19 protein-coding genes are annotated in these 25,163 nt (G+C 67.7%); 8 read left to right on the top strand and 11 right to left on the bottom strand.

Annotated features, from left to right (window positions below):
• Nucleotides 1-17: 17 nt before the first annotated feature.
• Nucleotides 18-1,562, bottom strand: a complete 1,545-nt coding sequence (locus tag QM732_RS04110; protein ID WP_415654921.1) for a methyl-accepting chemotaxis protein — start codon at nucleotides 1,560-1,562, stop codon at nucleotides 18-20.
• Between the two features lie 204 nt (nucleotides 1,563-1,766).
• On the opposite strand from QM732_RS04110, the gene QM732_RS04105 reads away from it, so the two are divergent.
• Nucleotides 1,767-2,429 (top strand): TetR/AcrR family transcriptional regulator, encoded by a 663-nt coding sequence (locus QM732_RS04105; RefSeq protein WP_415654920.1) that lies wholly within the window; start codon nucleotides 1,767-1,769, stop codon nucleotides 2,427-2,429.
• A 9-nt stretch (nucleotides 2,430-2,438) separates the two neighbouring features.
• Here the strand turns inward: QM732_RS04105 and QM732_RS04100 are convergent, their stop codons facing one another.
• The 4 genes from QM732_RS04100 to aceE are packed head-to-tail and all read right to left on the bottom strand — an operon-like array spanning nucleotide 2,439 to nucleotide 9,544.
• Nucleotides 2,439-3,308, bottom strand: coding sequence for an alpha/beta hydrolase family protein (locus tag QM732_RS04100; RefSeq protein WP_415654919.1), 870 nt, complete (start codon nucleotides 3,306-3,308; stop codon nucleotides 2,439-2,441).
• An 8-nt stretch (nucleotides 3,309-3,316) separates the two neighbouring features.
• On the bottom strand, nucleotides 3,317-5,119 hold the full coding sequence (gene lpdA / locus QM732_RS04095) for a dihydrolipoyl dehydrogenase (RefSeq protein WP_415654918.1): 1,803 nt from the start codon (nucleotides 5,117-5,119) through the stop codon (nucleotides 3,317-3,319).
• A gap of 15 nt (nucleotides 5,120-5,134) precedes the next feature.
• Nucleotides 5,135-6,814: a dihydrolipoyllysine-residue acetyltransferase gene (aceF, locus tag QM732_RS04090; protein ID WP_415654917.1), complete on the bottom strand. Its 1,680-nt coding sequence runs from the start codon at nucleotides 6,812-6,814 to the stop codon at nucleotides 5,135-5,137.
• A gap of 18 nt (nucleotides 6,815-6,832) precedes the next feature.
• Nucleotides 6,833-9,544, bottom strand: a complete 2,712-nt coding sequence (gene aceE / locus QM732_RS04085; RefSeq protein WP_415654916.1) for a pyruvate dehydrogenase (acetyl-transferring), homodimeric type — start codon at nucleotides 9,542-9,544, stop codon at nucleotides 6,833-6,835.
• Between the two features lie 186 nt (nucleotides 9,545-9,730).
• Between aceE and QM732_RS04080 the strand changes: the two genes are divergently transcribed.
• The 5 genes from QM732_RS04080 to QM732_RS04060 are packed head-to-tail and all read left to right on the top strand — an operon-like array spanning nucleotide 9,731 to nucleotide 16,369.
• On the top strand, nucleotides 9,731-12,322 hold the full coding sequence (locus tag QM732_RS04080; RefSeq protein WP_415654915.1) for a PAS domain S-box protein: 2,592 nt from the start codon (nucleotides 9,731-9,733) through the stop codon (nucleotides 12,320-12,322).
• The gene (locus QM732_RS04075; protein ID WP_088483486.1) at nucleotides 12,319-12,942 is read left to right on the top strand and encodes a response regulator transcription factor; all 624 of its coding nucleotides are present in this window, start codon (nucleotides 12,319-12,321) and stop codon (nucleotides 12,940-12,942) included. Before QM732_RS04080 ends, QM732_RS04075 begins: the two co-directional genes overlap by 4 nt.
• A 60-nt stretch (nucleotides 12,943-13,002) precedes the next feature.
• Entirely contained in the window at nucleotides 13,003-13,863 is an 861-nt protein-coding gene (folD, locus tag QM732_RS04070; protein WP_415654914.1) for a bifunctional methylenetetrahydrofolate dehydrogenase/methenyltetrahydrofolate cyclohydrolase FolD, read from the top strand.
• A gap of 2 nt (nucleotides 13,864-13,865) precedes the next feature.
• Nucleotides 13,866-15,854, top strand: a complete 1,989-nt coding sequence (locus tag QM732_RS04065) for a M3 family metallopeptidase (RefSeq protein ID WP_415654913.1) — start codon at nucleotides 13,866-13,868, stop codon at nucleotides 15,852-15,854.
• Complete coding sequence (locus tag QM732_RS04060; protein WP_415654912.1) at nucleotides 15,854-16,369, top strand: DUF1697 domain-containing protein; 516 nt, start codon at nucleotides 15,854-15,856, stop codon at nucleotides 16,367-16,369. Before QM732_RS04065 ends, QM732_RS04060 begins: the two co-directional genes overlap by 1 nt.
• Here QM732_RS04060 and QM732_RS04055 read toward each other — a convergent pair.
• The 6 genes from QM732_RS04055 to QM732_RS04030 are packed head-to-tail and all read right to left on the bottom strand — an operon-like array spanning nucleotide 16,366 to nucleotide 22,453.
• Nucleotides 16,366-17,469 carry a patatin-like phospholipase family protein gene (locus QM732_RS04055; RefSeq protein WP_415654911.1) on the bottom strand — a complete coding sequence of 368 codons (1,104 nt, stop codon included), beginning with the start codon at nucleotides 17,467-17,469 and terminating at the stop codon, nucleotides 16,366-16,368. The two genes, QM732_RS04060 and QM732_RS04055, sit on opposite strands and share 4 nt — an antisense overlap.
• Entirely contained in the window at nucleotides 17,469-18,104 is a 636-nt protein-coding gene (locus QM732_RS04050; RefSeq protein ID WP_415654910.1) for a glutathione S-transferase, read from the bottom strand. Before QM732_RS04050 ends, QM732_RS04055 begins: the two co-directional genes overlap by 1 nt.
• On the bottom strand, nucleotides 18,101-18,640 hold the full coding sequence (locus QM732_RS04045) for a hypothetical protein (protein WP_415654909.1): 540 nt from the start codon (nucleotides 18,638-18,640) through the stop codon (nucleotides 18,101-18,103). Before QM732_RS04045 ends, QM732_RS04050 begins: the two co-directional genes overlap by 4 nt.
• Before the next feature lie 8 nt (nucleotides 18,641-18,648).
• The gene (locus tag QM732_RS04040; protein ID WP_415654908.1) at nucleotides 18,649-19,185 is read right to left on the bottom strand and encodes a hypothetical protein; all 537 of its coding nucleotides are present in this window, start codon (nucleotides 19,183-19,185) and stop codon (nucleotides 18,649-18,651) included.
• Nucleotides 19,182-19,604, bottom strand: a complete 423-nt coding sequence (locus QM732_RS04035) for a VOC family protein (RefSeq protein WP_415654907.1) — start codon at nucleotides 19,602-19,604, stop codon at nucleotides 19,182-19,184. Before QM732_RS04035 ends, QM732_RS04040 begins: the two co-directional genes overlap by 4 nt.
• A gap of 11 nt (nucleotides 19,605-19,615) precedes the next feature.
• A complete protein-coding gene (locus QM732_RS04030) occupies nucleotides 19,616-22,453 on the bottom strand; it encodes a M16 family metallopeptidase (RefSeq protein ID WP_415654906.1) in 2,838 nt (945 codons plus the stop codon).
• A gap of 341 nt (nucleotides 22,454-22,794) precedes the next feature.
• On the opposite strand from QM732_RS04030, the gene QM732_RS04025 reads away from it, so the two are divergent.
• Both QM732_RS04025 and QM732_RS04020 read left to right on the top strand, forming a co-directional pair.
• The gene (locus QM732_RS04025; protein ID WP_415654905.1) at nucleotides 22,795-23,301 is read left to right on the top strand and encodes a chemotaxis protein CheW; all 507 of its coding nucleotides are present in this window, start codon (nucleotides 22,795-22,797) and stop codon (nucleotides 23,299-23,301) included.
• A gap of 19 nt (nucleotides 23,302-23,320) precedes the next feature.
• Nucleotides 23,321-25,075, top strand: coding sequence for a methyl-accepting chemotaxis protein (locus QM732_RS04020; RefSeq protein WP_415654904.1), 1,755 nt, complete (start codon nucleotides 23,321-23,323; stop codon nucleotides 25,073-25,075).
• The last annotated feature ends 88 nt before the right edge of the window (nucleotides 25,076-25,163 follow it).

Genomic DNA, 25,163 nt, shown 5'->3' with positions numbered 1-25,163 from the left:
AAGCGGGTCGGCCAGCCTCAGGAGATCTTGAACACCGCCACGACGTTGGCCAGTTGCTGAGCCTGGTCGCTCAGCGAGGACGAGGCTGCGGTCGACTCCTCGACCAGCGCGGCGTTCTGCTGCGTCATCTGGTCCAGGTTGGCCACGGCCTGGTTGACCTGGGCGATGCCATCGCGCTGCTCGACCGCGGCCGCGGCGATCTCCGCCATCAGGTCGGTGACGCGGCGCACGCTGGAGACGATCTCCTCCATCGACTGGCCCGCCTCGGCCACATCGGCAGCTCCGGCCTCGACGGTCTCGACCGAACGGCCGATCAGCGTCTTGATTTCCTTGGCCGCCTCGGCGCTGCGCTGGGCCAGCGAGCGAACCTCGCTGGCGACGACCGCGAAGCCACGGCCCTGTTCGCCGGCACGCGCCGCTTCCACGGCCGCATTCAGGGCCAGGATGTTGGTCTGGAAGGCGATGCCATCGATGGTGGCGATGATGTCGGAGATCTTGCGCGACGAATCGCTGATTTCTTCCATGCGCTGCACCACCGCGCCAACCACCTTGCCGCCGCGCGCCGCTGCTTCGGCCGCCGTGCTCGCCAGTTGGTTGGCCTGGCGGGCCGTGTCGGCCGACTGGCCCACGGCGCCGGTCAGTTCCTCCATGCTGGACGCGGTCTCTTCGAGGTTGGAGGCGGTCTGCTCGGTCCGCGCCGACAGGTCATGGTTGCCGGTGGCGATCTGCGAGGCGGCGCTGGACACCGAGTCGACGCCGTCGCGCACCTGGGCCACGACGCCCTTGAGCTGCTCGACCATGCGCAGCAGCGCGCCTTGCAACTGGGCCAGTTCGTCCGCGCCAACCACGTGCAGGCTGCGCGTCAGGTCGCCGCTCGCGACGGCCTCGGCCAGTTCCACGGAAACCGCCAAGGGCCGCGTGATCAACCGGGTGATGCTCCAGGCCAGCGCCGCGCCGATCAGCACGGCGATCACGGTCATGCCGATGATCAGGTTGCGGCTGTTGCCGTAGATCTGGTCGCCGAGCGCGTCGGCGATGTCCGAGTTCTTGCCATTGAGCTCGACCAGCGCATCGACGTCCTTGATGGTGGCGTTGAACTTGGCGAGGCCATCACCAACCAGCAGCGCCTTCATCCGGGCCTCGTCGTCCGCCAGCGCGGCAGCCTTGAAGGCGCGGCTGTTCTCGAGGTAGGCGGCCCAGCTGTCCTTGAACTGCTTGAGCATGCCAATCTCTTCGGACGTGGACGGCAGCTTCTCGTAGACAGCCAGGTGTTCCTCCACCGACTGCAGGTACTTCTGCGACGACTCGATCGCCGCCTTGCGCTCTTCCGGATCGGACAACGCCATGCGGTATTCGCTGGTGCGATAGCGCGTGGCCTGCTTCGCGACCTCCTGCAGCTCCCGCACCGACGGAAGGTAGTTGTCGCCCATGTCACTGGCCGTGTCGTTGACGCGCCCCAGCTGCACGATGGCCAGCGAGCCCAGGATGACCGTGATTAGCAGCACCGTGAAGAAGGCCAGGCCGAGCTTGGTGCCAACGGAAATGCGGGTGAGGAATTGCATGGGGAACTCTCGGACGAGGCGGGCTGAATCCGACATGCAGGGAAGGTGCGCATGTCTGCTTCCCTTATTGTTGTACGCGTACGGTACCGACGGGCACCCAGATGCGGACTACCGCGTGCGTATTTAACGTGGGAGACTGGAAGGATTAACGTACACCAACGCCATCGCCGCCGACCTGGCGGGATGAGACGGAAGGGAGGAGATATGAAAGCCAGAACGCCAGCCCCGGCCGCCGTCGCCAGGCCCCGTGTCCGCCGCAGCCCGGCCGCCATGGCGCAGCTGAAGCTGGAGCTGCTCGACCGGGCCTGGAGTATCTACAGCGCCGAGGGCGCCGGCGCCCTGTCGATGCGGCGCCTGGCGCAGGATGCCGGCCTGTCGACGATGGCGCTTTACAGCTACTTCCCCAGCAAGCAGGCCTTGCTTGAGGGATTGTGGCTGGAGGTCTTCGAGGCGCTGCTGGCCGAGTTGCTGGCGGCATCGACGGGGCGGCGGGCGCCGCTGAAGGTGATGGAGGCGCACCTGCGCGGCTTCCTGGGCTTCTGGGAGGCCCGCCCTGACCAGTTCCGCATGATCTACATGTCGACGCACCAAAGCGCCGACGGGGAAGCCGTTCCGATGAAGGACCAGCCGGTCTACCGCAAGCTGATCCAGCTGGAGCGCGAACGCGTTGCCGCCTGTGCGGGCGACCGGACCGAACCCAGCGAATCTCTGCTGGCCGAAGTCGCAGCGCTGGCGCTGATCAAGGTCGTCGGCTACCTGCTGCTGGTGCTTGGCATGCCACGCTACCCGCTGCCGGAGCGGACGCAGCTTCGCGAACGCGTCGTCGCAGATGCGCTTCAGGGCATCAGGGCGGCATGGACCGGCTGAACCCGACCTCTAGGGTTGAGGCCTGACGGTTGCCAGCATCTCGTGCCACAGCGGCGCGTAGGCCGCGTTGCCGACGCCGTCGGTGTGCGGCAGCCGGGAGACTACCGGCAGGTCCAGTGCATGCACCTGGGCCGACGGGATACCCAGCGTCCGGTAGATGCGATCCAGCGTGCCGGCCTGAGGCTCCTGCACGTTGTAGGTGGCCTGCCAGCGCGTGGGCGGCGTGGCGCTACGGCGCCGGTACCAGGCCGCCAGGTCGCCGTTGGCGCCATGGTCCCAGCCTCCTGAAAACATCACCACGCCAGCCACCGTGCGGGTCTGCGCCAGGAAGGCCGCCATGCCACCGCCCTGGGACTGCCCCGCCAGCACGATGCGGCTCCAGCGAGGCTCTTCACCATCCAGGTAGCCCTGCCATTGGCCGGTCGGGTCGCGTTCGGCCAGATGGCGCAGCAGCTGCGTGAGGCGCGTCACGATGGCGTCCTCGGGCCGATCGTCCACCGGTGCGTTGGGCTCGTCGCCCCACACGCGCTGCTGGCGGAACCGGCCCGCGCAGGCCGGCTGCTTACGCAGCCGTGCAGGCACGCAGACCTGGGCCACGGCCGGGGTATCGATATAGGACAAGGCTACCAGCCGGTAGCCCTCGTCCAGCACGGTCGCGAAGAGCGCCTTCGGCCCATGCTCCGGCTGGCCGTTGGTGCCCGGCAGCCACACCAGCAACGGCCCGGCGTTGGCCGGGTCGTAGGCGATCCAGTGCGCGGGCTGCCCGACAGCCAGCCGTGCATCCGTCGCATGCGGCTCGACGGACAGCGTCGTCCGCTGCTGGGCGGCCGCCACGGCGGCGACGCCCAGCAGTGCAGCGGCGGCCAGCAGCCGACGCACCGCTGCGCCTACTTCTTGCGCTGCGGCGGCACGTCCGTGCAGGAGCCGTGCGCCACTTCCGCGGCCATGCCGAGCGACTCGCCCAGCGTCGGGTGCGGATGGATGGTCTTGCCGATGTCCACCGCGTCCGCGCCCATCTCGATGGCCAGCGCGATCTCGCCGATCATGTCGCCGGCATGCGTGCCGACGATGCCGCCACCGATGATGCGGTGGCTTTCCTCGTCGAAGATCAGCTTGGTGAAACCCTCGTCGCGGCCGTTGGCGATGGCGCGGCCCGAGGCCGTCCAGGGGAACAGCCCCTTGGTGATCTTGATGCCCTTGGCTTTCGCCTCGTCTTCGGTCATGCCCACCCAGGCCACTTCGGGGTCGGTATAGGCGACGCTCGGGATCACTCGTGCGTCGAACTGGCTCTTCTTGAGCTTGTCGTCGCCCAGGATCTCGCCAGCGCAGACTTCCGCCGCGACGTGGCCCTCGTGCACCGCCTTGTGGGCCAGCATGGGCTGGCCGACGATGTCACCAATGGCAAAGACGCTCGGCACGTTGGTGCGCATCTGCACATCGACCGGGATGAAGCCACGGTCGCCCACGATGACGCCGGCGTTCTCGGCGCCGATCTTCTTGCCGTTGGGCGTGCGGCCCACGGCCTGAAGCACGAGGTCATAGCGCTGAGGCTCCTTCGGGGCGCCCTCGCCTTCGAAGGTCACCCAGATGCCGTCAGGCTTGGCCTCGGCGCCCACCGTCTTCGTGTTCAACATGATGTTGTCGAAGCGGCCCTGGTTGAACTTCTGCCAGACCTTGACGAGGTCGCGGTCGGCGCCCGTCATCAGAGTAGGCAGCATCTCGACGACGTCCAGCCGCGCGCCCAGCGTGGAATACACCGTGCCCATTTCCAGGCCGATGATGCCGCCGCCGACGATGAGCATCTTCTCGGGCTTGACGCCCATTTCCAGCGCGCCGGTCGAGTCGACGATGCGCGGGTCATTGGGCAGGAAGGGCAGGCGCACGGCCTGCGAGCCGGCTGCCACGATGAGGCGCTTGAAGCCGACCGTCTGCACGGCGCCGGTCTTTGCCTGGCCCACGGCACCTTCGGTCGCCTCGACCTTCAGGTGCTGCGCGTCCAGCACGGTGCCGACACCGCGCAGCACGGTCACCTTGCGCATCTTGGCCATGGCGGCAAGGCCGCCGGTCAGCTTGCCGGTAACCTTGTTCTTGTGCGCGCGCAGCTTGTCGATGTCAACGGTGGGTTCGCCGAACACCACACCCAGGTCGGCCATGTGGCTGGCTTCATCCATCACCGCCGCGACGTGCAGCAGCGCCTTGGACGGGATGCAACCCACGTTCAGGCAGACGCCGCCCAGCGTCGCGTAGCGCTCGACGATGGCGACCTTCAGGCCCAGGTCGGCAGCGCGGAACGCGGCCGAGTAGCCGCCAGGTCCGCCGCCGAGCACGACGACGTCGAAGGCCTGGTCGGCGCTGCCGCTGTAGGTCGCGGCGGTGGGAGCCTGCACCGGTGCAGCCGCCGCAGCCGGCGCAGGTGCTGGCGAAGCGGGGGCCGGCGCGGGCGCCGCGGCGCCCTCGGATTCCAGCGTCAGCACGACCGAGCCCTTGCTCACCTTGTCGCCGACCTTGACCTTGAGCTCCTTCACCACGCCGGCAGCAGACGACGGTATTTCCATCGACGCCTTGTCGCTCTCGACCGTGATCAGGCTCTGCTCGACCTTGACGGTGTCGCCGGCCTTGACCAGCACCTCGATGACGCCGACTTCGTCGAAGTCGCCGATATCGGGAACTTGAACTTCAATGGTTGCCATGAGTTCGGCTCCCGATCACAGCGCAATCCGACGGAAGTCGGACAGCAGCGACGCGAAGTAGACGTTGAAGCGGGCAGCGGCCGCGCCATCGATGACGCGGTGGTCCCAGCTCAGCGACAGCGGCAGGATCAGGCGCGGCACGAACTGCTTGCCGTCCCACACGGGTTCGGTGCTGCTCTTGCAGACGCCCATGATGGCCACTTCTGGCGCGTTGATGATGGGCGTGAAGTACTTGCCGCCGATACCTCCCAGCGACGAGATCGAGAAGCAGCCACCGGTCATGTCGGCCGGACCCAGCTTGCCGTCGCGGGCCTTCTTGGCCAGCTCGGACATCTCCTGGCTGATCTGGAAGATGCCCTTCTTGTCGGCGTCCTTGATGACGGGCACGACCAGGCCGTTGGGCGTGTCGGCCGCGAAGCCGATGTGGAAGTAGTTCTTCAGCACCAGCGTGTCGCCGTCCAGCGAGCTGTTGAACTCGGGGAACTTCTTCAGCGCAGCGACGGCCGCCTTGATCATGAACGCAAGCATCGTGACCTTGATGCCGGCCTTCTCGTTCTCCTTGTTCAGCTGGACACGGAAGGCCTCGAGCTCGGTGATGTCCGCGTCGTCGTGGTTCGTCACGTGCGGAATGACGACCCAGTTGCGGTGCAGGTTCGCGCCCGAGATCTTCTTGATGCGGGACAGTTCCTTGCGCTCGACGGCGCCGAACTTCTCGAAGTCGACCTTGGGCCAGGCCAGCAGGTTCAGGCCGGCGCCACCGGCTGCCGAGCCGCCCGCGGGCGCGGCGGCCTTCTGCGCGGCGGTCTGCACCGAACCGCTCATGACGGCCTTGACAAAGCCCTGCACGTCGGCCTCGGTGATGCGCCCCTTGGCGCCACTGCCCTTCACTTCAGCCAGCGGCACGCCCAGCTCTCGCGCCAGCTTGCGGATGCTGGGCGAGGCATGGGGCAGTTGGCCCGTGGGGGACGTCGGCTGGTGCGCAGGCAGCGCGGCAGCAGCAGCGGCAACCGGCGCAGCCGTGGCGACGGGCGCGGCCGTGGCGACGGGCGCGGCGGCTGGGGTCGGGGCCGGAGCCGCGGCGGCGGGTGCAGGCGCCGCGGCAGCGCCACCAGCAGCCTTCACTCGGGCCAGCGGGGAACCCTTGCTGACCTTGTCGCCCACCTTGACCAGCAGTTCCTCGACGACGCCAGCGGTCGACGACGGGATCTCCATCGACGCCTTGTCGCTTTCGACGGTGATCAGGCTCTGCTCGAGCTTGACGGTGTCACCCGCCTTCACGAGCAGCTCGATGACGGCCACCTCGTCGAAGTCGCCGATGTCCGGCACTGCGACGGTGACCGAGCCGCCCGCAGCGGGCGCCGGCGCGGCAGCGGCCTGAGCCGGTGCCGCAGCAGCCGGCGCAGGCGCAGCCACGGGTGCTTGGGCTGCCGGGGTGGCTGGGGCTGGCGCAGCGGCGCCCTCGCCTTCCACGACCACCAGTACGCTGCCTTCCTTGACCTTGTCGCCCACGGCGACCTTGATCTCCTTGACGACGCCGGCCTGCGACGACGGGATCTCCATCGATGCCTTGTCGCTCTCCACCGTCACCAGGCTTTGCTCGACCTTGACGGTGTCGCCGACCTTGACGAGCACCTCGATGACGCCGACCTCGTCGAAATCGCCGATGTCGGGAACCTTGACTTCAACCAATGCCATGTCTTGTCTCCCGGTGGCTTAGGCGTACAGCGGGTTGATCTTGTTGGCGTCGATGCCGTACTTGGCGATGGCCTCGGCCACGCGCTCGACGGGCACCGCACCTTCATCGGCCAGCGCCTTCAGCGCGGCGACGACGATGTAGTGGCGATTGACCTCGAAATGCTGGCGCAGCTTGGAGCGGAAGTCGCTGCGGCCAAAACCGTCGGTGCCCAGCACCTTGTACGTGCGGCCGTTGGGGATGAAGGCGCGGATCTGCTCCGCGTAGTTCTTCATGTAGTCCGTGGACGCGATGACCGGGCCCTTGGTCTGGCCCAGTTGCTGCGTGACGAAGGGCACGCACGCCAGCTCGGTCGGATGCAGCAGGTTCCAGCGCTCGGCGTTCTGGCCGTCGCGGGCCAGTTCGTTGAAGCTCGGGCAGCTCCACACGTTGGCACCCACGCCCCAGTCCTCTTCCAGCAGCATCTTGGCGACCTGGCTCTCGCGCAGGATGGTGCCGGAGCCCAGCAGGTTGACGCTGACGGACTTGCTCGCGTCGGCCTCTTCCAGCAGGTACATGCCCTTGAGGATCTGCTCCTCGGTGCCGGCCTTCAGGCCCGGCATCGGGTAGTTCTCGTTCAGCAGCGTGATGTAGTAGAAGACGTTTTCCTGGTCCTCGACCATGCGCTTGAGGCCGCGCTGCATGATCACCGCCACTTCATGGGCGAAGGTCGGGTCGTAGGAGACGCAGTTCGGAATCGTGCCGGCCAGAATGTGGCTGTGGCCATCCTCGTGCTGCAGGCCCTCGCCGTTCAGCGTCGTGCGGCCGGACGTGCCGCCCAGCAGGAAGCCTCGCGCCTGCATGTCGCCAGCGGCCCAGGCCAGGTCACCGATGCGCTGGAAGCCGAACATCGAGTAGTAGACGTAGAACGGGATCATCACGCGGTTGTTCGTCGAGTACGACGTCGCCGCGGCGATCCAGCTGGCCATGCCGCCCGCTTCGTTGATGCCTTCCTGCAGGATCTGTCCAGCCTTGTCCTCGCGGTAGTACATGACCTGGTCCTTGTCGACCGGCGTGTACAGCTGACCCTTGGGGTTGTAGATGCCGATCTGGCGGAACAGGCCTTCCATGCCGAAGGTGCGGGCCTCGTCGACCAGGATGGGCACGACGCGCGGGCCGATGGCCTTGTCGCGCAGCAGCTGCGTCAGGAAACGCACATAGGCCTGGGTCGTCGAGATCTCGCGGCCTTCGGCGGTCGGGTCCAGAATGGCCTGGAAGGTGGCCAGGTCGGGCACGGTGAACTGCTCGTCGGCCTTGGCGCGGCGGCTGGGCAGGTAGCCTCCCAGCGCCTGGCGGCGTTCGTGCAGGTAGCGCATCTCCGGCGTGTCCTCGGCCGGCTTGTAATACGGGATCTTGGGCAGCTCGCTGTCCGGCACCGGGATGTTGAAGCGGTCGCGGATGTACCTGATGTCGTCGTCCGTCAGCTTCTTGGTCTGATGGACGGTGTTCTTGCCCTCGCCGGCCTTGCCCATGCCGTAGCCCTTGACGGTCTTGACCAGCAGCACGGTGGGCTGGCCCGTCGTGTTGTTGTGGGCCTTGTGGAAGGCAGCGTAGACCTTCTCGGGCTCGTGGCCGCCACGGCGCAGCTCGAAGATCTCTTCGTCGCTCATGTGCGCGACGAGCTTGGCCGTCTCGGGGTACTTGCCGAAGAAGTGCTCACGCACGTGGGCACCGTCCTTGGCCTTCATGACCTGGTAGTCGCCGTCCAGCGTCTCCATCATCAGCTGCTTGAGCTTGCCGCTCTTGTCGCGCGCCAGCAGCTCGTCCCAGCCCTTGCCCCAGATCAGCTTGATGACGTTCCAGCCGCTGCCGCGGAACTCGCCCTCCAGCTCCTGGATGATCTTGCCGTTGCCACGCACCGGGCCGTCCAGGCGCTGCAGGTTGCAGTTGATGACGAACACGAGGTTGTCGAGGTTCTCGCGCGCGGCCAGGCCGATCGCGCCCAGGCTTTCCGGCTCGTCCATCTCGCCGTCGCCGCAGAACACCCAGACCTTGCGATTCTCGGTGTTGGCGATGCCGCGGGCATGCAGGTACTTCAGGAAGCGCGCCTGGTAGATCGCCATCAGCGGGCCCAGGCCCATGCTGACGGTCGGGAACTGCCAGAAGTTGGGCATCAGCTTGGGATGCGGGTAGCTGGACAGGCCCTGGCCGTCAACTTCCTGACGGAAGTTGTCGAGCTGTTCCTCGGTCAGCCGGCCTTCCAGGAAGGCGCGGGCGTAGATGCCGGGCGCGCTGTGGCCCTGGATGTAGAGGCAGTCGCCGCCGTGGTCCTCGCTGGCGGCGTGCCAGAAATGGTTGAAGCCGGCACCGAACATGCTCGCCACCGATGCAAACGAGCCGATGTGGCCGCCCAGGTCACCGCCGTCGGCCGGGTCCAGCCGGTTGGCGCGCACGACCATGGCCATCGCATTCCAGCGCATGTAGGCACGCAGGCGCTTCTCGATCTGGATGTTGCCGGGGCAACGGGCCTCCTGGTCGGCCTCGATGGTGTTGACGTAGCCGGTAGTGGCCGAGAACGGCAGGTCGATGCTGTGCTGACGTGCGTGCTCCAGGATCTCCTCGATCAGGAAATGCGCACGCTCGGCGCCTTCACGGTCGATGACGGCGGACAGCGCATCCAGCCACTCCTTGGTTTCCTGGGGGTCGGCGTCGTTCAATGCGGCGCCTGGAAAGTCTTGCGGCTGGGCGGACATGGCCGGTCTCCTATATCTGGCTCGCCTCTGGCGGGCGACGGACTGAGTTTCTGACAGGGGTCTACCCGGACTGCGACCCCCGGGCGGGCGGAGTGTCTCACAAGCCCGGCCAGATTCCCAAATGGTGCGAATCGATTTCTTATTATGAAATCACAGCTCCCGATGCCGGCCCGGATAATTTGCGCCATGCCCCCTGCTTCCGCCCCGCCCAACCGCAGCCAGCGCTGGATCGCGACGCTGCGCCGCCTGGTCACCAGTTGGTGGTTCCGCCAGTCGCCTTCCCGCCAGGACCGGCTGGCCACCCTGGGGCCGCTGATCTCTGTGCTGCTGTTCCTGGCGGCCATCATTTCGGCCTTCTGGTACCTGCGCAACGAGGAAATCGAGCGCGAGACCGAATCCGTCAAGCGCGACACCGAGATCGCCCAGCAGCAGATCCGCCTGCGCCTGATCGAGAACCAGGAGCAACTGGTGCGCATCGCGCGCGAGGTCGTCACGCGCCAGATCGACGCCCACGAGTTCTCCGCCCAGGCCCAGGCCTTCGCACGCGAGCGGCCCGAGCTCACGCACGTGACCTGGCTCAGCGCCAGGCGCGAGCGCCGCAGCAGCGTCGGTGCGGCGGGCTTCCAGGCCGACGGGCTGATGTCGGCGGACGGCAGCGACCCGTCCATGCCCATGCCCAACCAGTCCAACCCGCCGGCGGTCGCGTTCGAGGCCGCGAAGGAGCGCCGCCAGCCGGTCTACTCGGCGCCATTTCCCGACACCAACGGCACCATCGTCTTTCAGCTCCACATCCCGCTGATCGACCGCGGCGGCTTCGCCGGCGTGCTGATCGCCGAGTACACCGTCGAGGCACTGCTGCGCTACTACGTACCCAGCGAAGTGGCCACGCGCCACAGCATCGCCGTGCTGGACGTGCCGCGCGACCAGGTCGTCGCCAGCACCGTCACGCCCATGCCGGGCCAGATGCTGCGCCGCGCGGCGCTGCTGCACGATGTGCCGCTGGCGCCCGCGCTCAACGGCCTGGTGCTGCGCGGCCAGGGTTGGCGCACGTCCATCGGCCTCATCAACAATGCCCTGTTCTGGCTGGTGCTGGCGCTGGCGGGCATGACGGTATGGATGCTGCTGGGCACCTGGCGCCACATGCGCCGCCGCACCCAGATCCAGAACGCGCTGACGCTGGAAACCAACTTCCGCCGTGCCATGGAGAACTCCATGCTGACCGGCATGCGCGCCATGGACATGGACACGCGCATCACCTACGTGAACCCGGCCTTCTGCGCCATGACCGGCTTCCTGGAGACCGACCTCGTGGGCCGTACGCCGCCCTACCCGTTCTGGCCCAGCGACCGCCGCGAGGACAACGCCCGCGCCCTGCAGCAGGAGCTGCAGGGCCGCAGCCCCTCCGGCGGCGTCGAGGTCAAGATCCAGCGCAAGGACGGCAGCCAGTTCGACGCCCGCGTCTATGTGTCCCCGCTGGTGGACACCAAAGGCAAGCAGACCGGCTGGATGACCTCGATGACCAACATCACCGAGGCCAAGCGCGTGCGTGACCAGCTCTCGGCCTCGCACGAGCGCTTCACCACCGTGCTGGAAGGGCTGGACGCTGCCGTCTCGGTGCTGTCGGTCAATCCGCCGGAGCTGCTGTTCGCCAATCGCAGCTACCGCCTGTGGTTCGGCGCCGACCCGGCAGGACACGCGCTGCTGGCCGGCGGCCAGTTGGTGGGCACGACCAGCCGCCGCGGCCTGACGGATTCTTCCGACGAGGTTGACGACTACTCCGGCCTGCCCGCCGAGGCACTGACGGACGTGGGCTCCGACCCGCGCGAGGTCTACGTCGAGTCACTGGCCATGTGGTTCGACGTGCGCGCGCGCTATCTGCAATGGACCGACGGCCGCCTGGCGCAGATGCTGATCGCCACCGACATCACCATGCGCCGCCACGCCGAGGCCCAGGCTGCGCTGCAGGCCGAGAAGGCTCAGGTGACGAGCCGGCTGATGACGATGGGCGAGATGGCTTCCAGCGTGGCCCACGAGCTGAACCAGCCTCTGACCGCCATCACCAACTACTGCAACGGCATGGTCAGCCGCGTGCGCAACGACAGCATCGACAAGGAAGCGCTGATGGCGGCGCTGACCAAGACGGCCAAGCAGGCGGAACGCGCCGGCCAGATCATCCACCGCATCCGCAACTTCGTGAAGCGCAGCGAGCCGCAGCGCCAGCCGGCCCATGCGGCCGACATCGTGGAGGACGCGGTCGAGCTGGCCGGCATCGAGCTGCGCCGCCGCAACGTGGCCATCCACACCTACGTGGCCCAGCGCCTGCCACAGCTGATGGTGGACCCCATCCTCATCGAGCAGGTGCTGATGAACCTGCTGAAGAATGCCGCCGAAGCCATCGACAACGCTTCGCTGCCGACCTCGCGCCGCCACATCGAGTTGCGCATCGTGCCCAAGCACAGCGCCGAGCTGGGCGGCCACATCGAGTTCTCCGTGACCGACATGGGGCCGGGTTTGCCCGATGAGGTGCTGGCCCGAATGTATGAGGCCTTCTTCTCGACCAAGGCCGACGGCCTCGGCATCGGATTAGGGTTATGCCGGTCTATCGTCGAGTCCCACCAGGGCCGGATAAAAGCCGAGAACCTCTACAATGGCTCCCTTGTCGTTGGTTGCCGATTCGCCTTCACGATACCGGTCACCATCACCTCAGAACAACTGCCTCAGGAATCCGCCCCGGACGCTTCCGGCAGCGCTCAGAGAACCGAACCCACCGCACCATGAGCTTGATCCCGAAGAAGGGCAATGTCTACGTCGTCGATGATGACGAGGCTGTTCGCGACTCCCTGCAATGGCTGCTTGAAGGCAAGGACTACCGGGTCAAGTGCTTTGACTCGGCCGAATCCTTCCTGGCCCGCTACGACCCCCGCGAGGTCGCCTGTCTCATCGCCGACATCCGCATGGACGGCATGACCGGCCTGGAGCTGCAGGACCGCCTCATCGAGCGCAAGAGCCCCCTGCCCATCGTCTTCATCACCGGGCACGGTGACGTGCCCATGGCGGTGCAGACGATGAAGAAGGGCGCGATGGACTTCATCGAGAAGCCCTTCAAGGAAGAAGAGCTGCTGGCCCTGGTGGAGCGCATGCTCGACCAGGCCCGCGACGCCTTCTCCAGCCACCAGGAGGCCGCCAGCCGCGATGCCCTGCTCGCCCGCCTGACGACACGCGAAGCCCAGGTGCTGGAGCGCATCGTCGCCGGCCGCCTGAACAAGCAGATCGCCGACGACCTGGGCATCAGCATCAAGACGGTGGAGGCGCACCGTGCCAACATCATGGAGAAGCTCAACGCCAACACGGTGGCCGATCTGCTGAAGATCGCGCTCGGTGCAACGGCGAAGGCATAAACCACCCGCATCTCACAGAGGCCGCTGCTTGCGGCCTCTTTGCATTTCTGGAGTTCAAAGATGACTGCCCAACTGATCGACGGCCTCGCCCTTTCCAAGCAACTGCGCGCCGAAGCCGCGACTCGCGCCGCCGCACTCACCGCCAAGGGCCAGCAGCCCGGCCTCGCCGTCGTTCTCGTGGGCGACAACCCGGCCAGCCAGGTCTATGTGCGCAACAAGGTCAAGGCCTGCGAGGAGGCCGGCATCCATTCGCGGCTTGAGAAGTACGACGCCGCCATGACCGAGGCCGAGCTGCTGGCCCGCGTCGACGCGCTGAACAACGACCCGACCATCCACGGCATCCTCGTGCAGCTGCCGCTACCCAAGCACATCGACGACCACAAGGTCATCGAGGCCATCTCGCCCGCCAAGGACGTGGACGGCTTCCACGTCGCCAGCGCTGGTGCGCTGATGGTGGGCGAGGCCGGCTTCAAGGCCTGCACACCCTACGGCTGCATGAAGATGCTGGAGAGCATCGGCATGGTCGACCTCAGGGGCAAGCACGCCGTCGTCATCGGCCGCAGCAACATCGTTGGCAAGCCCATGGCGCTGATGCTGCTGGCCGCCAACGCCACCGTCACCGTCTGCCATAGCGGCACCGCCGACCTGGGCGCCATGACCCGCCAGGCCGACGTCATCGTCGCCGCCGTCGGCAAGCGCAACGTGCTGACGGCCGATATGGTCAAGCCCGGCGCCGTCGTCATCGACGTGGGCATGAACCGCAACGACGAGGGCAAGCTCTGCGGCGACGTGGACTTCGACGGCGTGAAGGCGGTGGCCGGCTGGATCACCCCCGTGCCGGGCGGCGTGGGTCCCATGACCATTGCCATGCTGCTGGTCAACACGCTTGAATCCGCTGAACGCAGCCTCAAGTCCGCCTGACCATGACCAATCCCCTGCTCTCCACCGCCGCCCTGCCCGACTTCGCGGCCATCCGTCCCGAGCATGTGCAGCCCGCCATCCAGCAGTTGCTGGCCGAGGCCCAGGCCGCGCTGGACGAGGCCGTGAAGCCCTCGACGCCGGCTGACTACGACACGCTGTCAGGCATCCTCGACGCCAGCACCGAACGACTGGGCGCCGCCTGGGGCGCCGTGGGCCACCTGAACGCCGTGGCCGACACGCCGGCGCTGCGCGAGGCCTACAACGCGATGCTGCCGGCTGTCACCGAGTTCAGCACGGCCATGGGCGCCAACGAGGCGCTGTTCGCCAAGTACAAGGCTGTCGTTGCCGCCCAGGGACCGGCCCTGAGCGCGCCTCGCCAGCAGGTGCTCAAGCACGCCATCCGCAACTTCGTGCTGTCCGGTGCCGAACTGCAGGGCGAGGCCCGCGAGCGCTACGCGGCCATCCAGGAGCGCAGCGCCGAGCTGCAGCAACAGTTCAGCGAGCACGTGCTGGACGCCACCGACGGCTGGAGCTACGTCGCCTCCATCGAGGAACTCGCCGGCGTGCCGCAGGACGTGCTCGATGCGACCCGGCTGGACGATGGCGGCCACAAGCTCACGCTGCACTTCCCGGTCTATCTGCCCGTCATGCAGTACGCCGAGAACCGCGAGCTGCGCGAGAAGCTGTACCGGGCCTACGTGACCCGCGCCAGTGAATCGGGCAAGCCGGAATGGGACAACACCGCCGCGATGCGCGAGATCGTCGCGCTGCGCCAGGAAGAGGCCCGGCTGCTGGGCTACGCCAGCTTCGCCGATGTGTCGCTGGCGCCCAAGATGGCGAGTTCGCCCGCCGAAGTGATCACGTTCCTGCGCGACCTGGCGTCGCGTGCGAGGCCCTTCGCCGAGAAGGATCTCGCCGAGCTGCGTGACTTCGCGAAGGGCCAGCCGCTGGAAAGCTGGGACGTCTCCTACTGGAGCGAGAAGCTCAAGGAGGCCCGCTACGCCTTCAGCGACCAGACGGTGAAGCAGTACTTCACGGCACCCAAGGTCGTTGCCGGCCTGTTCTCCATCATCGAGCGCCTGTTCGACGTGACCGTCTCGCAGGCCCAGGCCTCCGTCTGGCACGAGACCGTCAAGTTCTACGAGATGCGCCGTGGCGGCCAGCTCATCGCCCAGTTCTACCTGGACCTCTACGCCCGCACCGGCAAACGCCCCGGCGCCTGGATGGACGAGGTGCGCAGCCGCTGGCTCAAGCCCTCGGGCGAGCAGCAGACGCCCGTGGCACTGCTGACCTGCAACTTTGCGTCACCCGTCGGCGACAAGCCGGCGCTGCTGACCCACGACGACGTCATCACGCTCTTCCACGAGTTCGGCCATGGCCTGCACCACATGCTGACCCAGGTGAACGACCTGGGCGTATCCGGCATCTCCGGCGTGGAATGGGACGCCGTCGAGCTGCCCAGCCAGTTCATGGAGAACTTCTGCTGGGAATGGGACGTGCTGCAGCAGCTCAGCGGCCACGTCGACAGCGCGGAGCCCCTGCCCCGCGAGCTGTTCGACAAGATGATCGCCGCCAAGAACTTCCAGAGCGGGCTCGCGACGCTGCGCCAAATCGAGTTCGCGCTGTTCGACATGCGACTGCATGGCGAGCCGGGTGCGGAAGCCGATGTGCAGAAGCTGCTGGATGCCGTCCGCGCCGAGGTCGCCGTGCTGATCCCGCCCAGCTTCAACCGCTTCCAGCACAGCTTCTCGCACATCTTCGCGGGCGGCTACGCGGCCGGCTACTACAGCTACAAGTGGGCCGAGCTGCTCAGTGCCGATGCCTGGAGCGCCTTCGAGGAGGAAGGCGTGTTCAACGCGGCCACCGGTCGGCGCTTCTTGCACGAAGTGCTGGAACAGGGCGGCGCGCGTGACGCCATCGACAACTTCAAGGCCTTCCGCGGCCGTGAACCGAAGATCGATGCACTGCTGCGCCACCAAGGGATGAGCTGATGCGCTACGTCGCCCTCTGGCGCGGCATCAACGTCGGCAAGGCCAAGCGGCTCGCGATGGCCGACCTCAAGGCCTTGCTCGCCGAGCTGGGGGCGACGAACGTCACCACGCTGCTGAACAGCGGCAACGCCGTCTTCGACATGAAGAAGAAGCTCGGCGCCGATCGCATACGCGCCGCCGTGCTCGACAAGCTGGGCGTCGACGCCGCCGTCATCCTGAAGACGTCCGCCGAGTGGGCTGCCATCGCATCCGTACAGCCCGTCCCCGAGGCCGATGACCCGAGCCGGCTGCTCGTCGCCATCACAGCCGACGCCGGATCCCTGCAGTCCGCAGCCGACATCGTGGCCGGCAGTGGTGAGCGCTTCGTCGTCACGGCCGATGCGGCCTGGCTGTGGTGCGGCTGCGGCATCCTCGAAAGCAAGGCCGCGGTGGCGCTGCTGAAGCAGCTCGGCGAACGCGGCACCACGCGTAACTGGGCCACCGTCCAGAAGCTGAACACGCTCGCCCAGGCCTAGGCCGGGTCTTCCAGCGTGTGCACGCGCATGCCCACGCAGTGGCCGGCGGCCTCCTTCCACGGCGCCCGAGCCAGCATGCGACGGCCGTCCTTCAGCCCGGCCGACCAGCGCGCCCGCAGGCGGGCGTCGCTGAAATCGATGTCGCGCCAGGAGTCCTCGCCCGGCAGCGCGCGCATGACCAGGTGGACGACATCGATGCGTGCGTCGCAGCCCAGGGCCAGAAGTTCCTTCACGGCCGGGTCGGCCGCGGCCCTGGCGTCGAGCTTGCGACCGACGAGACGCAGCGCGCGGCGCAGGTTCTGCATGCGCTCATGGTCGTCCAGGTGCTCGCAGATGCGGCTGGCGTACTGGATGTCCTTGTAGCGCGTCAGCGCCTGCGCCATCGTGTGCGGGGCAGCCTCGCTGGCATCCCAAAGGTCCACCATGAAGCACAGCGAATCGCGGCGCTCGCTGTCGTCCAGCACCACGTCCAGCGGCGTGTTGGAGTAGATGCCACCGTCCCAGTAGGCCTCCCGGCCGATGACCACGGGCGCGAAGCCGGGTGGCAGCGCACCGCTGGCCATCACGTGTTCGGGGCCGATGCGGGTGTGGCCATCACGGTTGTCGAACAGGGCCAGTTCGCCGCTGCGCACGTTCACCGCACACAGCGTCAGCCGTGTCTCGGCCCTGGCGATGCGTTCGAAGTCCACCAGCTCGCGCAGCGTCGCGGCCAGCGGCGCGGTGTCGTAGAAGCCCAGCTCGGCAAGCGGCGCGCGGCGGTTCATGTCCCATGCCTGCGGGCCGCGCGGCTTGAAGAAGCCGGGGATGCCGCTGGTCAGCGTCTGCCAGGTCTGCCAGGCCGCCGTGAAGGGGTTGCCCGGCAGGTGCGGCGACAGGCCCGGCCGCATCACGCGGTCCCAGAAGCTGCGCAGCGCCGCCAGGCGGTCCGCCGGCGCATTGCCGGCGATCAGCGCCGCGTTGATGGCACCGATGGAAGTGCCGACCAGCCAGTCCGGCTGCAGTTCGGCCGATGCCAGCGCCTCGACGACGCCGGCCTGGTAGGCGCCCAAAGCGCCACCGCCCTGGAAGACGTAGACGGTCTGGGGTTCGGGCCTGGCCATCAGCTCAGCTGCACGGCGTCATCGCAGGGGATGGCGCGGAACACGGGCAACGCCTCCACCGCCGCCGCATGCGCGACGAGGTGCGGGAAGCCATCGGCCGGCACGACCTCGGGCAGCAGGCTCTGCGTGAACGTCCAGGCCACGCCCACCGTGATGCCGGACTGGCGCAGGCCTGTCTCGCTTGAGTCCAGCGCGGCCCGGCCCAGCTCGGCGTCCAGCTCCCGGTAGGCCGCCAGCAGTTGGCCGCTGACGCGCTCCACCCAGGGCTGGTGGCGCTTCTCGGCCGGGCGCAGGCCGCGCTCGTAGACGATCTGGGCCGTCTTCTCGCAGGCCGCCAGCGCCAGGCCGATGAGGCGCAGCTCGCGTACCAGCTCGGCCGGCACATCGGGCATCAGGCTGCGACCGGCCAGGGCTTCGGCGTAGAGCAGCATCAGCGTCGAGTCCATCAGCACGCTGGCGCCTTCTCCTTCATTGCAGATCAGCGTGGGTGCCTTGACGACCGGGTTGATCTGCTGGAACGCGTCGAAGCCGCGGAACACCGAGATGGCCGCATGTTCGAAGGGCAGGCCCAGCAGCCGCATCGAGATCGCGACGCGGCGCACGAAGGGTGAATCCAGCATGCCGATGAGCTTCATGGTGCCGCCTCCTGCGTTCCAGCCTTTTGCGGCCCAACGACGCCGCCATGCTCGCCACGCAGCAGCGCATCGAGCAGCTCCCGGCCGTGGCGGCGCTCGATCTCGGCCAGCATCACGCGGTTGTAGGCATCCGCAAAGGCCTGCGTGAGCGGCGTGGGTTTCGCGCTCTTGTGGACCCAGGCGATGCCATAGCGCTGCTTCAGTTGCCGCGCCTTGGTGGCGTCCAGCTTGTCCGGACCCAAGGCCTGGAGCTGCAGCAAGCCGGCCTCGATGTCGTCCCGCGCCTTGGCCTCGCCACGCTCGGCGGCCCCGGCCGGGTTGCCGATGCGCAGGTCCACCGCGGCGATCAGTTCCCGCTGCGGCTTGGCCTCGCCGCGAACGATGCCGAATCGATCGAAGAGCCCGAACACGGTGGCGGCGGCCAGCAGCGCGCTCAGCACGGCGACGACGCGGATGGCCTTGCGCGGCTGGCGCCAGCCCTTGCCCTGGATTTCATCGGCCAGGGCCACCAGCCGGCCGGATTTCGCTGAATTCATGGATCGCTTCAGTTGCTTGAGGCCCGATTCTCGGCGAGCGGCGCCAGAGCCGCCTGCACGCGGGCCTGCCAGGCGCGCTGCTCGGCCGCACTCCAGTCCGGGCAGCGCGCCAGGTCGGCGTCAAGTTCGGCTGCCAGTGCCTCCAATGCCCCCCGCCCGTCCGGGCGGGACACTGCGGCCGCCAGGCTGAGGCGGGCCAGCCACTCCTGGGCCAGGCGCATGCGCGGATAAGCGGCAAACAGCCAGAGCGACAGCTCCGGCCGGGAGCGCCAGTCCGTGCTGCCGAAGCGATCGAGGGCCAGGGCCGTAAGCCGCTGGCCGGCGCCCAGGCAGTCGAAGGCGACGCAGCCCTCGAAACCGCGCTCGAGCAGCCCGTCGTGGATGCCGCAGCGGTGGTCGGCGCAGAGGTGGCGGCAGGGTGTCTCGGCCGGCTTGTCGAAACCAAAGCCCTGGCTCGCATCGAAGGGAGGGATCACGCAGCACAGCGCCACGCAGGCCGAACAGTCGGCCCTCAGGCGCGCTGGCAACTGCACGTCGAACGTCACGCCGCGTCGTCCGACACGCCCACCATCCAGCCCACGCCGAAACGGTCCTCCACCATGCCGAACAGCGGCGCCCAGAAGGTCCTGGCGAGCGCCATCTTGACCTGGCCGCCATCGGCCAGCGCCGCGAAGGCCTCGCGCGCCGCATCCGCGTCGGGGCAGTCCAGCGACAGCGAGAAGCCCTTGAAGGCCACGTTGCCGTCGCACATACCGTCGGACATCATGACCAGCGCACCGCCGATGTGCAGCGAGGCGTGCATGATCTTTTGCTCCGAGCCTGGCGGCAGCACGCCGGGCGGCGGCGGCTCGGGGCTTTCGGAGTTGCGCATCATGAACTCAACCTTGGCACCCAAGGCCTGCCTGTAAAACGCGATGGCCTCCTCGCAGCGGCCGTTGAAGAACAGATAGGGATCGATCTTCATCGCGGTCTCCTTCACTTGAAATCGCCGGCCGTCGAGATGACGAAGTCGCCGGCTCGAATGTGCCTGCGCCAGGCCGCGTTGGCCTGCTCCACGGTGACGGCAGCCAGCACGTCATCGCGCTTTTGCGCGGCGGCCCAGGTCTCGCCCCGCTCGGCCAGGCTGCTCAAGCCGCCAGCCAGCGCGCCGGGGTCGCCCCGGCCCTGCTTGCGGCCCTCGAGGATGTCCTTCTTGGCGCGGGCCAGTTCGGCCGCACTCACACCGTCGGCCGCCATGCGCGCCACCTCCTCCTGCACGACGGCGATGACGCGGTCGCGCTTGTCGGGCGCGTAGCTGGCCTGGATGGCGAAGCTGCCAGCATTGCCCCAGTAGCCCGCGTTGAGCGCCGCACCGATGCCGTAGGTCAGCCCCTCTTTCTGGCGCACGCGCTCCGACAGCCGGCTCTCCAACCCACCGCCGCCGAAGATGTGCACGGCCAGCTCAAGCGCGGGGTAGTCGGGCTCCTCCGAGTTCAATGGCAGCGTCTGGTGCAAGCGCACGATGGCGTTGGCCTTGTCACGGGCGATGGCGTCGAAGCGCGCCGGCGGCACGGCGACGTGCTGCGGGATGTAACGCACGAACTTCGGCGCCGCGGGCTTCTTCCAGTCGCCAAAGAGCTTGTCCACCTCCGCGTCCAGCCCCTCGGGCAGCGCGCCGACGACGCTGACCTGGGCCTCGTTGGCGCTCCAGTAGTCGGCATAAAAACGCTTCACGTCGTCCAGCGTCGTCGCCTTCAGGTTGGCGATGCGCTCGTCCACGCCCATCACGTAGTCCGGGTTCCCCAGGCTCACGCCGCGGGCCTGGTTGTAGTGGGCGCGGGTAGCCTCCTGGCGCAACACGCCGGGCTCCTGGCGCGAAGCCTCGATGCCGGCGATGGACGCCTTGAGCTCGCGGTCGAAGGCGTCCTGCGGCAACTGCGGCCTGCGCAGCGCATCGGCCACCACGCGCAGCGCGGGAAGCAGCGTGTCGCGCTCAGCGCTGAGAAAGACCGTGGCGCCCTGGTCATAGCTCGTGACATTGAGGTTGGCGCGCAGCTTGATGAGCGCATCCTGCAGCTGCTGCCGGGTGTAGCCCGCGCTGCCCTCGTCCATCAGCCGGCCGACGAGGCCGGTGCCGTTGCGCGCGAAGGTGGCGTCGCGCTCGCCCCAGCGCAGCTGCATCAGCAGCACGACCGCGTTGCCGCGCGTCTGTTTCCTCAGCGTGTGCAACGAAATGCCACTGGGCAGGACGGCGCGGCCCATGCGCGTCTCGAGCACGGCAGGGATGGGGTCAAGCTGCTCGCCCTCCTCCACCTTGGGCGGCCCCTTGAGCTCCGCCAGGCGCTGCGCCAGCGGCGGCGCGGACGGGATCTCCACGCGCTCGACACCGCTGGCCGGCAGGTAGCGGCCCAGCGTGCGGTTGGCCGGCCGGAAATAGGCGGCGCGCACGCGCTCCACGTCGGCCAGCGTGACCTTGGGGATGTCCTCCATCAGCTGGAACAGCAGCCGCCAGTCACCGGCGGCGATGAGGCCGGAGATCTGCTGGATCAACGCCTCGGGATTCTTCATCTGCTGGCGGTAGCTGTTGACGGCGATGTCACGCACGCGCACCAGCTCGCTCTCGTCGAAGGGCTTGGCCGCGCCGCCATCACCACGACCGTCACCTCGACCTTCGGCGAGGTCAAGCAGCAGGGCTTCGACCTTGGCCACGTCACCATCCGGCGGCAGCACCGCGTAGGCGCTACTCAGGTTGGGGTCCGTACCGCCAACGCCGCCGATGCCGGCCGCCATGGCCAGCTTGGGCTCGACGAGCTGCTTGTAGAGCTGGCCGCTGGGCTGCAGGCTCATCAGCATGCCGTAGACGATGAGGGCCGGCGTGTCCGGGTGGGTGATGGCCGGCACGTGGTAGTTGGCCAGCAGGATGGGTTGCCCGCCAACCCGGCGCACGACGACCGTGCGCTCGCCGTCCTGGGCCGGCTCGACGGTATAGGGCTGGGGCACCGGCACGGCAGGACTGGCCAGCGGACCGAAGTACCGGCCGATCAACGCCAGCGTGGCGGCCTTGTCGAAGGCGCCGGCGATCAGCAGCGTCGCGTTGTCAGGCCGGTAGTAGCGCTTATAGAAGGCCTGCAGCTTCTCGATAGGCACGTTCTCGATGTCGCTCTTGGGGCCGATGGTCGCGTGGCCATAGGGGTGCCAGGCAAAGGCCGCCGCGTTGACGCGCTGGCTCAGCACGGCGAACGGCTGGTTCTCGCCCCGCTCGAACTCATTGCGGACCACCGTCATCTCGGTGTCGAGATCGGCCTTGGCGACGCGGCTGCCCAGCATGCGGTCGGCTTCCAGGTCGAGCAAGAAGGCCAGCGTGTCCGCATTGGCGTTGAAGCTCGCGAAGTAGTTGGTGCGGTCCACCGTCGTCGTGCCATTGAAGCGCACGCCACGCTGGGCCATGGCACCGGGGATGTCCTTCTGGCGCTGCGTGCCCTTGAACAGCATGTGCTCCAGCAGGTGCGCCATGCCGTACTCGCCAGGCGCCTCATGGCGGCTGCCGACGCGATAGGTGATGTTGACGGTGGTGGTGGTCTGCGTTGCGTCCGGGAAGAGCAGGATCTGCAGGCCATTGGGCAGGCGGTACTCCTCGATGCCGCCCAGCTCGCGCACCGGCGCGGGCTGTACCGCCGCCGGCGCGGCGGCGACCGGCTTCGCGACGGCGGGCTTCGCGACCGGACGGGTCGCCGGCTTGGGCGCCAGCTGCGCCTGTGCCGTACCCAGCACCAGGCAAAGCAGGGCCGCCACCACGGGGCCGGCCGGCCGCCATCCGTTCAGGGTCGTTCGCATTCAGTCTGTCTCCACCGGAGTCTGTGTTTTCTGGAGCTGGTCATTCTGCGCGGTTTCGCAGCTGCCACGGTCGACGGCCTGGGCGGACGACGGCAACGCAAAGGCCGCGTCGCAGACAGCCACACGGGAGCGCGGCGCCGCCCGGCAACGACTGGCGGCGCCCCCAAGGACAACACGGGCGAATGGCCTCCAGCTCCCGTTTCAAGCCTTCCCAGCGTCACGATTCGGTCATTTTTAACATTTAAAGCCCCTCCAACTTGTTTCATAAATATCATTTTTACTACTTATTAAATATCATTTGGTCATCGTCAACCCGTCGTACCAGCCAGGAGTGAGCCGACATGACCTCCACCGCCATCCGCCCTTCCCAGACCCAACCGGGTTGGGCAAAGGCTTCCGTCACGCAGGAATACCTCAGCTTCCGTTTGGGGGCCGAGGAGTACGGCATCAGCATCCTGTGTATCCAGGAGATTCGCTGCTATGAAGCCTCGACCCGGATCGCGGGCGCCCCACCCTTCATCTCGGGCGTGTTGAACCTGCGGGGCGAGATCGTGCCCGTGGTCGACCTCCGGGTGCAGTTCGACGTACCGCAGCGCTTCGACGCGAAGACAGTCACCGTCGTGCTCAACCTGCCGGGCGGCACCCTGGGCGTGGTTGTGGACTCCGTCTCGGACGTCCTCGAACTCAGCGCCGAAAACATCCGCCCGGCCCCCGCATTCCGGGGCGCCATCAATGGCCGCCACATCACCGGCATCGCAGGTGTCCAGCAGGGCAAGCGCCAACGCACGCTGGTCATGCTGGACATCGCCACCCTCATCGCCGACGCAGGCATCGGCCTGACCCACTAAGCAACCAAAGGACATCGCCATGACTACCAAGACCTTGACCGTGCGCGCCCAGTTGACCACCGCCTTCGGCGGCCTCGCCTTGCTACTCTTGATCGTGGCGGGCCTGTCGATGAAGTCGCTACACGACGCCAACCAGAACTTCGTCCACTATGTCGAGGGCGTCAATGCACGGGCCGCCATGGCGGCCAGCGTGCGCACCGCCGTGGACCGGCGCGCCATCGCCGCGCGCAATCTGGTCCTGGTGACCAACGCATCCGATCTCGAAGCCGAGAAGGCCGAGGTCTTGCAAGCCCACAAGGACGTCACGGAGCGCCTGTCCAAGCTGCAGCTGATGGGCAGCGCGGACGGCGTGCCCCAGAAGGCGCGCGATCTGATCAATGACATGGCACACATTGAGCAGAAGTACGCCCCCGTGGCCCTGAGCATCGTGGATCTGGCGCTGAAGAAGCAGACCGAGCAGGCGGTGCAGAAGATGAACGAGGAATGCCGGCCGCTACTGGCGGCATTGATCGCGGCGGAGCGGAGCTACCTCGAATACACCACTCAGCGCGCCGAGCAGATGATCCTGGAGTCCGGACAGCAGTACGCCGCGGAACGAAACCTCCTGCTGCTGGCCTGCGCCATCGCCTTCGCCGCCGCCACCGTTGCCGGAGTCGTCATCGTCCGGCGCCTGAGCCGCGCCCTGGGTGCGGAGCCGGCCGACCTCAGTATTGCCGCACGCAAGGTGGCCGAGGGCGACCTGAGCCCGGTCCCTCACGCGGACAAGGCACCGCAAGGCAGCGTGCTGGCCTCACTGGGCGCAATGCAGGCCAGCCTGTCTTCCATCGTCCACCAGGTGCGCCAGGTGTCGGACTCCATCGCAACGGGCTCGGCCCAGATTGCGATGGGCAACACCGACCTCAGCCAGCGTACCGAAGAGCAGGCCAGTGCCCTGCAGCAAACGACCGCGACGATGGACGAGCTGGGCACGACCGTCAGCAGCAACGCCGACAGCGCCCAGCAGGCGAATCAGCTGGCGCAGGGCGCATCCGGCGTGGCCGCCAAGGGCGGCGAGGTCGTCAACGAGGTCGTCAACACCATGAAGGGCATCAACGAAAGCTCCAAGAAGATCTCGGACATCATCGGTGTCATCGACGGCATCGCCTTCCAGACCAACATCCTGGCGCTCAACGCGGCCGTCGAGGCCGCGAGGGCCGGCGAGCAGGGGCGCGGCTTTGCCGTCGTGGCCGGAGAGGTCCGCAACCTGGCGCAGCGCAGCGCCGAGGCCGCGAAGGAGATCAAGGCACTGATCTCCGCGAGCGTCGACCAGGTCGAGCAGGGATCCGTCCTGGTCGATCGCGCGGGCCAGACCATGGAGGAAGTGGTCACCGCCATCCGTCGCGTCAGCGACATCGTCGGCGAGATCAGCACCGCCAGCCGCGAACAGAGCGCTGGTGTCAATCAGGTCGGGCAGGCCATCACGCAGATGGACCAGGTCACCCAGCAGAATGCCGCGCTGGTCGAAGAAAGCGCGGCGGCCGCGGAGAGCCTGCGCATCCAGGCAGCCCAGCTGGTGCAGGCCGTCGCCGTGTTCTCGCTGGACGCGAGCCCCCGTTCGCCGGAAGTGGCACAGGTGGTGCCCCAGCTGCCACAGGGCGAACGCCGTGGCCCGAATCGGGCCACCAACGTCGTCCGCACCCAGTTCGGGGCGGCGAAACCGGCAGCACCGCACTCACCGCAGCCGCAGGCTCCCTCGGCCGGCAGGACCGGCACGGATGACTGGCACGACTTCTGAAGAAGCGCCTGGCGGGCCCGCTGCCAGGCCCGCGGCCCGACCGGTCATGCGATCCGGCGGGCCCCATCGCCCCATCGCCCCGGCCTAG

This window comes from Roseateles sp., assembly GCF_047654805.1.
Taxonomy (GTDB): domain Bacteria; phylum Pseudomonadota; class Gammaproteobacteria; order Burkholderiales; family Burkholderiaceae_C; genus Pelomonas.
Note: the sequence above shows the minus strand (reverse complement) of the source record. Positions and strands in the feature narration are given on the sequence as shown.

Excerpts from the sequence above, each read along its gene's own strand:
- QM732_RS04110 (WP_415654921.1), bottom strand. The coding sequence starts at position 1,562 with ATGCAATTCCTCACCCGCATTTCCGTTGGCACCAAGCTCGGCCTGGCC.
- QM732_RS04105 (WP_415654920.1), top strand. The coding sequence starts at position 1,767 with ATGAAAGCCAGAACGCCAGCCCCGGCCGCCGTCGCCAGGCCCCGTGTC.
- lpdA (WP_415654918.1), bottom strand. The coding sequence starts at position 5,119 with ATGGCAACCATTGAAGTTCAAGTTCCCGATATCGGCGACTTCGACGAA.
- aceF (WP_415654917.1), bottom strand. The coding sequence starts at position 6,814 with ATGGCATTGGTTGAAGTCAAGGTTCCCGACATCGGCGATTTCGACGAG.
- aceE (WP_415654916.1), bottom strand. The coding sequence starts at position 9,544 with ATGTCCGCCCAGCCGCAAGACTTTCCAGGCGCCGCATTGAACGACGCC.
- QM732_RS04080 (WP_415654915.1), top strand. The coding sequence starts at position 9,731 with ATGCCCCCTGCTTCCGCCCCGCCCAACCGCAGCCAGCGCTGGATCGCG.
- QM732_RS04075 (WP_088483486.1), top strand. The coding sequence starts at position 12,319 with ATGAGCTTGATCCCGAAGAAGGGCAATGTCTACGTCGTCGATGATGAC.
- folD (WP_415654914.1), top strand. The coding sequence starts at position 13,003 with ATGACTGCCCAACTGATCGACGGCCTCGCCCTTTCCAAGCAACTGCGC.
- QM732_RS04065 (WP_415654913.1), top strand. The coding sequence starts at position 13,866 with ATGACCAATCCCCTGCTCTCCACCGCCGCCCTGCCCGACTTCGCGGCC.
- QM732_RS04060 (WP_415654912.1), top strand. The coding sequence starts at position 15,854 with ATGCGCTACGTCGCCCTCTGGCGCGGCATCAACGTCGGCAAGGCCAAG.
- QM732_RS04055 (WP_415654911.1), bottom strand. The coding sequence starts at position 17,469 with ATGGCCAGGCCCGAACCCCAGACCGTCTACGTCTTCCAGGGCGGTGGC.
- QM732_RS04050 (WP_415654910.1), bottom strand. The coding sequence starts at position 18,104 with ATGAAGCTCATCGGCATGCTGGATTCACCCTTCGTGCGCCGCGTCGCG.
- QM732_RS04045 (WP_415654909.1), bottom strand. The coding sequence starts at position 18,640 with ATGAATTCAGCGAAATCCGGCCGGCTGGTGGCCCTGGCCGATGAAATC.
- QM732_RS04035 (WP_415654907.1), bottom strand. The coding sequence starts at position 19,604 with ATGAAGATCGATCCCTATCTGTTCTTCAACGGCCGCTGCGAGGAGGCC.
- QM732_RS04030 (WP_415654906.1), bottom strand. The coding sequence starts at position 22,453 with ATGCGAACGACCCTGAACGGATGGCGGCCGGCCGGCCCCGTGGTGGCG.
- QM732_RS04025 (WP_415654905.1), top strand. The coding sequence starts at position 22,795 with ATGACCTCCACCGCCATCCGCCCTTCCCAGACCCAACCGGGTTGGGCA.
- QM732_RS04020 (WP_415654904.1), top strand. The coding sequence starts at position 23,321 with ATGACTACCAAGACCTTGACCGTGCGCGCCCAGTTGACCACCGCCTTC.